This window comes from Citrobacter sp. CK188 (genome assembly GCF_030333525.1).
GTDB lineage: Bacteria > Pseudomonadota > Gammaproteobacteria > Enterobacterales > Enterobacteriaceae > Citrobacter_B > Citrobacter_B koseri.
Map to the genome: position 1 here is coordinate 70,064 of NZ_JAOWFU010000035.1, position 13,742 is coordinate 83,805.

Annotated in this window: 7 protein-coding genes; 3 read left to right on the forward strand and 4 right to left on the reverse strand. The window is 45.1% G+C overall.

Features of this window, described 5'->3' with window-relative positions; translation table 11 throughout:
- The first annotated feature begins 175 nt into the window (after positions 1 to 175).
- From dptF to dptH, 3 genes are read left to right on the forward strand one after another with little or no spacing between them, the layout of a single operon-like run.
- Positions 176 to 1,774 (forward strand): DNA phosphorothioation-dependent restriction protein DptF, encoded by a 1,599-nt coding sequence (gene dptF, locus OGV67_RS16155; RefSeq protein ID WP_115615182.1) that lies wholly within the window; start codon positions 176 to 178, stop codon positions 1,772 to 1,774.
- Complete coding sequence (gene dptG, locus OGV67_RS16160; RefSeq protein WP_001577623.1) at positions 1,774 to 3,129, forward strand: DNA phosphorothioation-dependent restriction protein DptG; 1,356 nt, start codon at positions 1,774 to 1,776, stop codon at positions 3,127 to 3,129. The genes dptF and dptG overlap by 1 nt, the downstream gene beginning before the upstream one ends.
- Complete coding sequence (gene dptH / locus OGV67_RS16165; RefSeq protein ID WP_115615181.1) at positions 3,110 to 8,158, forward strand: DNA phosphorothioation-dependent restriction protein DptH; 5,049 nt, start codon at positions 3,110 to 3,112, stop codon at positions 8,156 to 8,158. The genes dptG and dptH overlap by 20 nt, the downstream gene beginning before the upstream one ends.
- 284 nt (positions 8,159 to 8,442) lie before the next feature.
- Here the strand turns inward: dptH and dndE are convergent, their stop codons facing one another.
- The 4 genes from dndE to dndB are packed head-to-tail and all read right to left on the reverse strand — an operon-like array spanning position 8,443 to position 13,508.
- Positions 8,443 to 8,802 (reverse strand): DNA sulfur modification protein DndE, encoded by a 360-nt coding sequence (dndE, locus tag OGV67_RS16170; protein ID WP_058675766.1) that lies wholly within the window; start codon positions 8,800 to 8,802, stop codon positions 8,443 to 8,445.
- The gene (dndD, locus tag OGV67_RS16175) at positions 8,802 to 10,802 is read right to left on the reverse strand and encodes a DNA sulfur modification protein DndD (RefSeq protein ID WP_115615180.1); all 2,001 of its coding nucleotides are present in this window, start codon (positions 10,800 to 10,802) and stop codon (positions 8,802 to 8,804) included. The genes dndE and dndD overlap by 1 nt, the downstream gene beginning before the upstream one ends.
- Positions 10,792 to 12,426, reverse strand: a complete 1,635-nt coding sequence (dndC, locus tag OGV67_RS16180) for a DNA phosphorothioation system sulfurtransferase DndC (protein WP_001577627.1) — start codon at positions 12,424 to 12,426, stop codon at positions 10,792 to 10,794. The genes dndD and dndC overlap by 11 nt, the downstream gene beginning before the upstream one ends.
- Positions 12,423 to 13,508: a DNA sulfur modification protein DndB gene (gene dndB / locus OGV67_RS16185; RefSeq protein ID WP_021552210.1), complete on the reverse strand. Its 1,086-nt coding sequence runs from the start codon at positions 13,506 to 13,508 to the stop codon at positions 12,423 to 12,425. The genes dndC and dndB overlap by 4 nt, the downstream gene beginning before the upstream one ends.
- Between the last annotated feature and the right edge of the window lie 234 nt (positions 13,509 to 13,742).

Genomic DNA, 13,742 nt, shown 5'->3' on the forward strand with positions numbered 1-13,742 from the left:
AGCAGGTCACAGGAGGAACATATCAAAAACAGGCAGATACACAATTTAAACTACAGTCTCTTTCATCGATTTTTGTCCATTATGATGACACTCTATATTCGTATTGAAATCACAGTAATGCAGTGCATTTTTTAGTAATATTTAACCTATTGATTATTTCAAGGAATAATGACCGTTGAAATTTGCACAAGCTCTCAGCATTCTCTCAAAGTCTTCACCGTATGCGGTCAGTACCGAGAGAGAGCACTATCAAGATCACCTCGTTGGATTCAAGAGATACATATACATCACGACAGATATAGAAGCGGATTTTAAAAAAGCACTCCTATCTGCTAAGTCCAATCAAGTCATATTCCTATGCGGAAGTAGTGGTGATGGCAAGTCTGAGATCTTGACGCAGTACAGCCAAAAGCACAAAGTGACTCATGACTTCCATTTGGATGCGACTCACAGCTTCAATCCAAGCCAGACAGCCATTCAAGCTCTTGATCAAAGATTCACCCAGTTCAAGCAAAGTCATAAACCACTTGTTGTGGGTATTAACGTTGGTATGCTCGGCAATTATGCAGAAGAAGGTTCCAAAGAGCATAGCGACATCAAAAAGGTGCTCAGAGACTTTCTCTCTCGTAAGCGATCAGCAATTCCAAAGCAGTACGTATTCTTGGATTTTGAAGACTATCCAAAATTCACCTTCAATGCTGAGGGCTGTGCATCAGACTTTGCAGAAAAATTTCTAAAAAGATTGACAGCACAAACGCTTGAGAATCCTTTCTATGCGCTTTATGACAAAGAGCTCAAATCTCTAGGTCATACTCGCCTGACGGCAAACTATGCGCTGCTGAGTCGCCCTTCAGTTCAGGAATCTCTGATCGGCTTATTACTCAAAGCCCGTCTTATCAAAGATCAGTTCCTCACGGCCCGAGCGTTACTGGATTTCATTTTCCAGTTGCTCGCGGCGGATGGCTACTTGTTCGACAACTTGTTTGCAGGCAGTGATAACGAGCTGTTATCCCGTATACAGGGTTTTGACCCAAGTAATCTGCACACGCGCACCGTCGATGAGTTTGTGCTTCAGCATGAGCTGGGCATTGAAGATGAGCGTTTCAATGCGTTTAGATCTAAAATTAACGAGCTTGGTTTTTACGAGGTAACCAAAGCAACGTCTTTTCTTCGCCTTTTCTATTTGCTTCGGGGTGACAAAGAGCTCAGCAATGAGTTTGTAACGCCTATCCAAAACGAGTTCACAAACAATCTGGTAGAAACCTATGCATCTGTCTGGATGCGACATCGTGATTTCGATGGTTCAGGAAAGATGCGCAAACTGCTTGGCAGTTTCTACAAAGAAACGCTGATCGCAGCGCTTCACCGCTATTGTAATCGTCATGCCCCAACACTCGACAAAGACGAGTATTTAGTTTCTGAGCTTAATGGCTACAAAATGGCGGTGTCTCTTGAAGTTAAGGCCGATTTTTCAGCAATACAAAACAGTACACTCGAAAAAATAGGCACCTTCAATGTGTATCTGAAAGTCGATGAACAATCGCTTAAGCCAATGCCAATTAGCGTCAAACTACTTGAGCTTTTGGTCAAGATTGGGCAGGGGTATCGCCCTAACAAGCACGACAAAAATGCTGTTTTGTTACTTGATGAAGCATTGGAACAGATGCTGACAGTAGCTAAGCAAAAAGAGACCTTTTTTATTCTCAAGGGTGATAAGCGCTACAAAATCGTGAAAGAAGAAAGTGACTATTTTGAAGTGAGTGGTATGCACTAATGACGACCGATAATTTCACATTACCGATAAAGGCCGGTTTGCCACAAACGGTAGCTGATAAGTTCCAAAATAAGAATACGTTGAGCAGTTACATTCCCATTCGTACGCAAGGCAATGATTTTGACTGGTCATCAGTCGTGGGCTTAGTCCTGCGTGGATTACTTTGTAAAAAAATAGAAAAGTACAATTACCAAGATTTTACTGCGGATTGCAAAAACAACTTACAAAACAAATTGGGTGAAGAGGCATTTTGGAGTGTACTTGAAGATATGTATTTCACTAATGAAAATATATTCTCGGTAACCCCTGAGTTTCTGTTGTTTAAGAGCCAGAAGAGTCAAGATAACAAGTACACGCGCGACATGCGAATGGCATCCTTGTTTATTAACTTACTTCAAGGACAGCAAATTGAACGATTTGAATCTAACTTGAACTTCCTCGAAGAGGAGTTTCTTAAAACGCTTTTAGACAAAACAAAGTCAGATCGTGACAAGGACTTCCAAGTGACCGAGTCACCATATTTGCCCTATATAGCAGAGGCGTTTAAACGTGACCTCGAGTTTTTAACTGGTTATCCGAAATACCTGTTGGATGAGTTCGAGCGTTTCTTGGCATTCTATGGCTTTGCTTACACGGCTCAATTAAGCCTATCGTTGTCGGATTGGAAAACAGGTGAAGCCCCAACCGCGAAACCGCTGTATTTCATCATGGATCATGAGCGCGCCAGCAGTGAACGTATCCATATCAAAAAGCACGGTTACAAGCTTTTTAGCGAATCGTCTTTCAAACTGTTTCCCTTCCTCTCTATGCTGGAAAATCTTCAACCAAACCCAGAAAAATTAAAAAAACCTTTGTGGCAATTGGCAAAGGATATTAAGAGTTCAGAGCGGAGTGATCTAGCTGGGTATATTGAAAATTACGCAAAAATGTTTCGCCACAACAGAAAACTTGAAACAGCAATACCTGAAAAAGCAGAAACCGCAATTGATTGGTTGGAATATGCTTTGAAGCTTGCTGAAGAACAGTTCAGAGACCCTAAAACCGACCGTCCGGGGACTATCAAAAAATATATTAAAGCGGTTGAAGAAAACATGGCTACTGGCTTCGTGCAAGCTCGTGGTCGCTCTGGTCGGGTGTTAGTACTCACTCAAGACCACATTATTTTGCTTACTAACCTGGTGGTGGGTAAGGAAGAAAAGCTTCGCTTCCATGAGCTGATAATTGGCTTACAGCAAAGGGGGATTTTTGTTGATAAGCAGACAGAACAAGAGCTTATTAAGTTCTATGAGCGAATTGGCAACGTTGAACGCATGAGTGATAGTGGAGATGCAGTGTATGTGCGCAAAACAATTTGAATCGTTTCTGGTTGAGCAGTTTTTACTGCACGCGAAAGGAAACATCCGCGCAGGCTATCGCTACCAGTTTAACTCTCCTGACCATGCTAATAGTCAGCGACTTTTCGATGCGCTCTTAGCGCGAAAAGGAGGAGAGAGCGAAGATCGCAATGGTGTAGCGCTGAGCTATTTAGACCTAGAAGACTGCAAAGTGGTGCCAGTGCTTCATAGCGAAGATGCGTGTGAAACGGGCTTTACCGAAAACTACATCTCTAATTTGCGTGACGAAATAGCAAGCCAGGAAGGTCCGTTGAAGGGCTGTGCACTGGTGGTGATTCACAATAGTCGCCTAGATACTCTCATCAACTCGGCGGAAGATCTTGGCCAGTCTGGCCAGGTGTGGAGTCCAGGGAACATCAAATTCGCTCTTAGTGGCTTTATTGAGCAATCTGACAAATCTCGAGACGTTTCGCTTTGCCTTTTGGACGACCAATTTGACGCGATTTTGGAAGATGGTGCGACCATGTTCGGTTTCGAGTCTTTATACAAGGCAGTTGAGGATGGCGAGCTGTGTTTCAGCGAGCTAGGCATGTTTGAGGATCCTTTTGTTGCTGAGTTATCGGGCAATAAAAAACAGATCAAACAGCGCCTAGAAGAAAACCGTACGCTTTACCAAGAGTTGTCGTTTGAAGTAGAGCATTTTGGTCAGCAACTCGAAGAAAGGCTGAAAGGCTTTAGTAGTAGGTTTATCAAAGAACATTTTTCTGACGATGGTTGGAAAGATGTGGAGTTTGAAACTTATCGAGAAGAGATCAAAAGGAATAAGATTCAGAACCTTAAGCATGAAGGTGAAGACGAGACCAATAATGCGCAAGTGATTGGTCGCTACCTAAAAGAAACTAAAGCAGGATTGCGTGACCGTCACTTGATTATTGCACTGGAAGAAGGGCAAAGTGAGTTTGAACTTAAACTGAGCTTTTCTGGCATCAGCGATTTAAGAAAAGAGCAGTTTAAAGTCTCGCCAGCGAATGCACTTGGCAAACAAGAAGTCATCAGCACGCGCCTAACTAGTAAAGGGGCAAACGCTACTCTAGCAGCTAGTTATGCCAATGAGCCTTTGTTTTTCACGCTAGCATTGAAGCGTGACAATACCTCTGAACACCATAACTTCCGTTGCTTGGTTGTCAGAAAAGGCGAGTTTCACCTCGAGGCATTCAAAAACATTTTCGCCGTTGAGCCTTCAAAAAAACGCCTTACCTTGAAAACGGTAGACAACAGCTTGGTTATTAACCCGGCGCTAACTGCAAACCGAAGCCTAGATGATGTCGGTGAAGTGGTTGACCGCGCAGAATTTGGTGTTGTCGATTTTGAATCTTTGGCCAACGAGTCAGAAGAAATCAGCTTTGTGGTGAAATCAGGTGATAATTCCCTGACATTTTATATTGAGGGTGAACAGGTAGAAAGCAGCCTGTCCTTCCCATTGCTGCTTAACCAATCTCGCTTCCACAAATTGTTTGACGATCACGTGTTTGGCGAGCTTTATCCGAGTAAAGACGTTGTCGCGATCGATCATAGTGAATTTCGCGTCATGGAGCCGCGCATTAGCCTACTTCGTTGGGAAGAGTGTTTCGTTCAGCAAAAGCAAGTCTACCTAGCGGAATCCAACAGCATGGCGTTGGAACAGTTAAGGTCTATTGATGACGGTCTTCACTCAGCATACCAAGCACTGTTTGACTATCTAGCGAGCCGACGAACAACTATTTCGTTGGTTTCGTGGGGGCCTATATTTACGGCACTCGTGAAAGCGACCGTGGATGCATTCCTTGATTATTTCAACGCGATCCCAACTGGTGGCATGCTTACCAAAGAGCAAAAGCTTGTGATGCAAATCGGTTTGGTTCGCGAGAATGGTGAAGAATATTACTCGCCATTCCACCCAATGGTGTTGGCTTACTACTTAAATCTTTGTAATGAAATGCAAAAAGATGACAGCTTTGCTGACTTGCCAACTGTCACGTTCAATCGCTTGGGGCCAAGTGGACTGCTTCCGTATGTCTATCATCCCAAGCATGGGTTTGCCTACAACCAGCAAGTAACAGAAAACGGGTTTTGGGTTAAAAGTGTCCCTCACCAGAAAAGTTGTCTGAAGTTCGTTCGCAAGCTGGTTAAAGAAAAGATCAACGAGTTCCAAAAAGCGTTTCGCCACTTGTTTACCGGCTCAGAGAAGAGTGTGTTGGTGAATGCCGTGAATCAAGATCGTGCAGAAGAGTTATTCCTCGGTTTGGTTGACTATGTAAAAGATAACCTCGATAAAGCGGCATCAATTCATGTCAACCTCTACGATGATGAGCTGGTTTTCAATGCATTTGACCAGTTTGCAGAAACGTTCAATTACGAAGAATTAAAGTCTTGGTTGGAATTGGACCGAGAGAAAGTGCGAGAAAATGCCGACACCATTATCGATATTCTGCGAACCCGGCTAACTTACAGCAAGTTTACCAATGCTCAAAGTGAACGCGAAGGGCAAGCCTACTCGCACCTGTCTTTTTTCAGAAACAACGACAACGTGAAGTTAACGACCTTGAGCGTTGACGACATGCCTAGTGGTATTGCGTGTGATGGTCTGCTGACGGGCGACGCTTCTAAAAGTGATGAAGGCTCATACTTCACTGCATTTGGTTTGCAAAACGTTCAATATAGTAACCAACCACACTTGGAAATAGCGAAGTATGTTGGCTCGTTAATAGAACCAGCATTTAAGCCCAGCACACAATACACGGGGGCCAATGCTCCTGCTCTTGCGGTCAGTGAAGACTTTAAATCTCTGCTAGCGCGCTCTTATGACAGCTCGATTTGGACCACCATCATCGACCCGAAAGTGACGCTAGACTTCTTCCACGCCAATCAATGTATCGTGCTTATTCATTATTCTGATCAGTACACCAGCTCAGCCAGCTACGATGCGATAACCGTGACGGCACAGCGTGGTTTGTTCGAAAGGGTGGTTGCACAAAGTGGCGGCAAGCAGATTAACGAGTTCAATGCCTTCAATGGTGATTGGCTACTGAAGATGTTGACTTGCAACGACACCATTCGCAAAGAGCGAACTGGCATTATCGGCGCCTATAAATTTGCGACGTGTCTGGTGCACCAATCTGATATCACCTGGGTTCCGCTCTCAGTTGGTGAAATGATCCGCGTGTCGGGTAACATCGGCCTGAAAATGACCGACAGTGACTTCTCACGCAATGTGCAGAGATATAAAAAAGGCGCGATTTCAGATGATATACTGCTGGTGGGCTTTAAAGAGGGTAACCTTTATTTGCTTCCTGTCGAAGTGAAAACAGGCTCCACGCCAGACTACAAAAAAGCAGTACAGCAAGCGAATGAGCTTCGCCGCTATCTAACAGAGCTTTTGAGCGACGAGACACTGGCGTCGAAGCTATACCGAGGCTTGTTTATCCGCCAAGTGTTGATGCAAATCGACAAATACCGTCTGTACAACGTATTCAGCAATGACTATTTCGAAGCCCTGCTGGCAGAGAAAGAAGAGTGGCTACGCGGTAACTACGCGATTGCGGAGCTTGAGAGCTATCCAGCAGGTCTAGTGGTTAGCCACCTTGAAAGCGGAAGCTGTTTCGAACCTGGCTATAACATGCAGGATGGCGTGTTGAAGGTTGACCTTCCTATGTCTTTGCTGCCTTCACTGGTGCAACACCCGCTTCAAGTATTAATGAACGAAAAGGACATCGCACAGATCTGCCATGTGCCGGCGGAGTATATGTTGGTGGGGCAGACAGCTTTGAAAAAAAGAGAGTCGCTCGTTCCATTAGACGTTGTGGTCGATAAGCCAGAGGATTTAAAACCGAACCTCCAAACAGAGGAGCCGTCAAAGTTAGCTGCAGAGCCAACCCCAGATTATGCGAGTGAATGCCGAGTTGAAATTGGTCAGAATACGCTTACCGGCGAAAAAGTTTTCTGGGAGTACGGGCACAAGGATTTAGCAAACCGTCACCTGATCATTTTTGGTAGCTCAGGGCAGGGTAAGACCTACTGTATACAAGGTTTGTTGATGAGCTTGGCCGATGCTCAAATTCGGTCGCTGGTGATTGATTATACAAACGGATTCTTGCCGAATCACCTTGAGCCGGAGTTTATTGAACGAACAAATCCTAAATCCAATATTCTTTGTAATGAGCCATTTGGTATGTCGCCATTTAGAGCTCAAAAGCAAGATTTTGGCGGGATTTTTCTCGAAGAGAAGCCTCATATGGTGGCTGGAAGGGTAGCCTCTGTTTTTAACAAGGTATATTCGACAATTGGCGAGCGCCAGATCGCAGTGCTCAATGAAGTGATTGAATCTGGTGTCCAACGATATGGTAGTGCTTATAGCTTACAGAATATGTTGGATGACCTAAACGAGGAAGAAACTGCAGGACCAGCACTTGCAAGCAAGCTGGCTCCTCTTGTTAAGTCTAACTTGTTTTCATCTGACAGTGATAAAAGTTGGAATGATGTGTTTGAGAGTGAACATCACCGCTCAACAATTATGCAACTTGCGTCGCTTAACCACGATATTTCAATGCTTTGTACTGAGTTTTTACTTTGGGATCTATACTCCTACGCATGTAGTTACGGTAGTAAGGAAAAACCGATTCCTATTGTATTGGATGAAGTGCAGAACCTCGATCATCGCCTGGAGAGCCCATTGGGCAAAATGTTAACGGAAGGACGCAAGTTTGGGGTATCCCTAATTCTGGCGACTCAAACGCTAAGTATGCTGCGTAAAGATGAGCAAGATCGTTTATTCCAGGCGTGTCACAAGCTGATTTTTGCACCAGCAAAAACAGAGACAAAGACGTACGCGAAAATTCTTGAACTGAGCATGCCAGGTACAAAGCAGGCTGAGTGGGAAAAGCAACTAGGAGACCTATCCAAAGGACAGTGTTTATCAGTTGGCTACCATTTGGATAACGGTCAGTTGAAGATGAGTGTTAAGAAAGTGAAGGTTTCCTCCATGTTATCCCGCCTGAACAATTCTAAGGGTTGAGCCTGGTAGGTCTATGGATCTTAGCTTTCTGAAAAATTTAGTTAATTTCGTGCTGGCGGCGAGGGGACTAAAGGGCCCCTCATAATCCTTTGATGTTGTTATATGCACTGGTAATCCCCCCTGCATTCAGGTTAGGAGAAAATTCTACTTATGCCTGCATCGATTTTTCGGGGGGATTACCATATGTCAGATCAAGTCGCGACTAATACAGATTACCGTTGTTAGTGTGCCATTTTCATGCTTTGTTAGCAAAGATGGGGTGAATATCGACTTATTATTTTCCATTATTTGTATACTCCATATACAAAATCTTTTACCGAGCGATAGTTTCTTAACCCCGCAATCCCATCCTCAACATGTGCTGCCCAGGCTTTAATCATATCCTTCTGCGTCATCTGTGGATAAAGCATCTTCAACACCAATTCTGTAGTCTGTAATGTCTCCCCCAGCCACGTAATTTTATCCAGTACCAGCGAGCCATCCAGCTTCTTGGTATCCCGCTCAGGCGAATAACGGAACTCGCTCTCTACCGAACGGAAAAATGCCAGTCGAGCAGCGACATTGGGCGTAATCCCTGTATATCCTTTCAATTTTTTAAGCTGCTCTTCAGTCTGACGACTAAGCACCATTCGATTCGGGAGCATCAGATCGCCTCCTTAGTTAATTCCCAGAAATAGCCAGGTTTCAGTGCAGACGATTTGGTATGTGCATTAAACACAATCTCATAAGCATGAGAGATATCATCACGCAATTGATCAACAAAATAACGCTCATCCACTTCCGTATCAGTAGATAGCAGCACTACCTGATGGCTGGCAAACGGGAAATAGTGGTTAATCAGTTTATCCCGATGCTGAGAATCCAGACGTCCTAATGGCGTATCGATAATCACCGGTAAATCACGGCCTGAGGTTTTTGCTAAAGCCTCAAGAATAGCAATTGCATAAATTTGCTTTTCACCGGCAGAAAGCAGCTTACGTTTTATGACGGATCCTTGTTCATCAATCAGCTCTACGTCAAACGTCTCTGGGTTAATGTGCGCACTAAGCTGTAAATCTTCTTTACGGGCCAGTTTGCGATAGGCTATTTCGAAATTCGCTGACAGTGTTTTCACTCTTGCCTGCGTTAATACATCACTGTATCGATCGAGTAAATTAATCGTTTCTTGAGCGTTTTTAAAGGCGCTACTCAAGCCATGCTGACTTCGGGCAACATCATGCATTTTTTGTACCTGACGAACGCAATCCAGTTGCTGTTGCTTAATTCGTTTAGCATCTTCCAGCAATGAAAGATATTTTTGCCGCTGTTTTTCACGTTGCTTATCCAGTTCGCGTAGCTTCTCAAAGAGCTCCATTAACTGGTCGTCTTCCGGGGCGCGGGCAATATTTGCAGCAGCCTGCTCTAACTGCTGTTCAGTCTCTGATAACTGGGTACGGTAAAGATCGAAGCGTTGCCATGCCTTTTTGCTGTCTTGTTCAATCGACTGTTGGAGCATACCGGCTTCACGTTCAGAGATATCAAACAGCAAATCGCCTTTAGGCTTAGTTGTCATATACTCTTTTAGATTATCGGTAATCGCTTCAGCTGCTATTTTGCCAGTCCCCGCAGAACGAAATGCAATATCATTTCTGAGTTGCGTTAAAAACTGGCTCAGCTCTTTTTCAAAGCTTTTTGCCTGTTTAATCTGCGTTTCATCAGTAATTTGTTGCAGTAAACGAGACAAAATAGTGGGCGCAAGCGCATAAGGTAGCGGCCCATCACATTCCTGACGCAGTGCTTTTTCCAGACGTTCCTTATCTTTCAATAACGCATCAACTTTCTGCTTTTCCTGCGCTTTTGTCTGGGCAAAAGCCCCCCCCTGAGCATTTAGCAAACCTTCATAACGGATAATATCTTTAGAAATAAACTCAATCCGCGATTTGGCAAAATCGGCTCTTTCCAGTATCTCTTCAGTCTGGCAGGCCAATTCTTTACTTTGTTTTTCAAGCTCTGCAATCTGCTGTTGTTGAGAACCCACCAACTGGCTGGATTGCTGGCGCTTAACAAAAATCATTAAGTCATTACGCAGTTTGGATATCAGATCCAGACCTAATAAACGGCGCACTGCGGTACGCAAAATATTGCCGGATTCATCTTCCGCCAGCTCCGCAATTTTCTCGCCATCAAAAAAGAACAGATCGGCAATACCATGCGGGATTAATTCATTAAGAAACCCCTGGCACTGATCGTAATCCAGCTCACTGAGTGGCTGTCCATCCTGTTGCAGAGATAGGCGATCTTTCTTACCTTTTTTCCAGGTTCGCGTAACGGTAAATTCCGCTTCATGGCCGCCCTTATTATAGGTAAAGGTCAATTCGACAGCGGCTTCCTCAGGTTGTTCAATATCGTACGCACCGTTGTGAATTAACGAACTAAGTTGCTCGACATATTCCTGTTGTTGAGTGGCAAGGCCAAACGCCAGCCGACCATATAGTGCTAGACGGATCGCTGATAGGATCGACGTTTTCCCTGCACCGTTTAAACCACCAAACAGTACAATAGGTCGTGGATTCAAATCGTGTGGGCGCTTTCTGGGGGCCAGATCAATGGTATGAGTACCGTTAAATACCCGAAAATTATGTAACACTAGTTGTTTAATGAGCACGTTCGTTTTCCTCCTCGACTAAAACAGAGGATTCACTGGCATCGACAATTCTTCGCTGTAGAACCTGAAGTTCAGCTTCCAGCCTGGTGACTTCTTCCTGGTGAATATCCCGGTCGTTACGTTTTTGTAGTGCTGCTTGTTGCTGCTGGATCTCTTCGAGACTACCCCAGTCCTGTTTTAGAATGGTACCGAGTTTGTCAAAAATCCCCTGACGACGGCTTAGCCCTTCCATTGACACTTCCAGTTCAATCAGCTTCATGACCATCTCGGGTGCAACGTCAAATCCCTGAGCTATCTGTATCAACAAATCTGCATCGCTGGCGTCAAAGCGCGACTGATCGTCCACTACCCAGTCTAAATCCTGCTGATACACTTCTCGGTAAATACCCGGTAGCGTGTCATACCAGTCTGGTTCATTAGGATCTTTCAACCATTCCTGACGGATAGCATGCAGCTCCGGTTGGGTAATTAACGTAATCGTATGGCCTTGAGCATTTAAATCACGCTCGATTACCAGCAGCTCTTTTAGCCACTGCTGGCGATACTTAAGCCAGTAGGGGCCAGGAACATGTTTACGCTCGGCACTAATTTCTTCGCCATCTTTGGCATACTGATAACTGACCTTGCCAGTACGACGTTTATAGTTGCGAAACGTGTCTTTATTTACTGGATCGGTGGTAAATGCCAGCAGATCACGGTATTTCAGCAGCGGAGACATCCATTCTTCGCCATTCTTGATCAGGCTCTCCATCGCTTTATCTTTGGTGACCACGGTACAGGTCCAGCAGCCAAAGCGGGAGTTACCACAAGAAGGGGTACTTTCATCGATCACCAGGGGACACTCACCCTGAGCGGAAGAGTCCATATATAGCGTCCACAGAGGACGGTTGTTTCCACCCCACGGGCTTTCCCACTCATCAATATCGTCCGGGGCATAGCGGAACGCGCCGCGCAGCAGTTTCCAGACGTCTTCGACATCCCAGGTATCAATAGGGGTATAGATAAACGCATTTGCCAGCGTGGTATGTCGGGCCAGGCGTGAGCCATCAATTTTGTGCTTTGCGATGACCTGTGCACGGGAGGCACTCTCACTACTACGTGAACCCAGGACAACAATCACTTCATCAAACTGGCTGACCTTATCTTTAATAAAGTCACTCACCGGATTGATTTTCATGCGCTCAGTGCACCAACGGAAACTCCGGGTTGGAGCCGGATAACCTTTACCCAGTAAATTGACCCAGAAGGTTTCATTCGTTTTAGGCGTTACTGCGTGTTGAGTGATTGGCAGGTCATTACGCTTTGCGCCTGCCTCAATCTGCAACATCGTTTTCTTAATTAAATCAACTACCACAGGCGTTTCGACCAGCGTATCGGACGACACCACAAAAACATCTTTGTTGCGCATTTCCGGGGGCAGGCCAAGCAGAGCCAGATACACCAGCGTAATTACGGCAGAAGAATCTTTCCCGCCGCTGTAGCCAATTACCCACGGACGATTATCCGCACAATAAATTCTTTGAACCTCAGCAACATATTCGGCCAGAGGGCGTCCAGCGAACTGCTCCTGATTAATAAAATCTTCATATTCGGCCAAATCGTAGGCCTGAACTAATTTACTCATGAGACAACCATTTGAGCTTCAAGCTCCTGTTCTTCAGGAGTGAGGGGGATTGAGAGCGCGGTTTTTAGCGCATTACAGGTGAGCTGGATCGCGGTACTGGTTTTACTCAGTTTGCCGTGCTGCATCGCACGTTTGACGAGATCCGGGTTGTTTCTGCGCCAGTTAAAAGTTTTAAGTGCAGCTATTTTCTCCGGCCATTGCTCAGGATAATCCGTTAGCAGGGTATATCCCAGTTGCCCAAGTGCCTGCAATCCAATGCCATGAGCGTGAACATAATCTTGTCGTAACTGAACCGGTGAAACCTCTTTTTTAGCCGCTAGCTGCCAATCCGGCATCACGCTAAAAATAGCTTGCCAATATTGGGTAGCAATTTGGGTGCATTCCTCAAAGTTGTTCTCTTTGGGATCTTTACCCAACAATGCGCGGGTAGCCTGCTTGATGCTGCTCAACGTAAATAACTTATTTGACCGCTGACTGATGCCAGATTTTTCCAGTTCTGTCATTCCAACAAAGGGCTCTATGGACATCGCCAGGTAACGTGCCAGATTTGAACTGGCATCGCGATGATCGTATAGAGACGCCAGCGACGGGCTGGGGCGAATAGCGTATTTATTCAGATCGGCGAACATCTGCTGGCTACGTTTTAAGCCTTCATCAACAAAGAACAACACCGGAATATTATCCTGGCCCAGCTCCGGGCGAGCATCCAAAGCGTCTTCAATCGCTTTACGGCGATGCTGACCGTCGTTGATTAGAATTTGTGCATCCATTGGCACGCATAACGTCCCCAGGTTGTTGGAGTTAGGGAACTCATCAAACTGAACGTCAACGGCAATAGACGCTGTCAGTGCTGAAAACACATAATCTTTTGGATTTTCCAGCAGATAACGCACCATTTCGGGGATGCGTGATTTATTCAGCGTGCGCTGCGCGCGTAGCTCAGGTGGTACGTCATTTTCATCAAAGCTGAATATCTTGGGAATGATGCGCATCGGGCACGTGGCAATGTAGAAAGGACGACCAGCCTGAATGCCACGTATAGCTGGAAAAGAGTAGCAGTAATCTGCATCAACACTAGCCATGCTGTAATCCATAAAAGCATAAGGTGAATTTGTTACGTTATATTTTACGTAACACAGGCTAGAAATCACAGCTTTTTCACGTAATAAATTGCGTACCACCTTTCAATATACCTGCAATTTTGCTCTATAACCCAGAGCAACCGTGCAGACATGCTCTGTTCTTCTGTAGAGCGATAACGTATACCGTTTTCGACTGCGATTATAGCGGCAAAATGATACCCGGACGGGGCGATT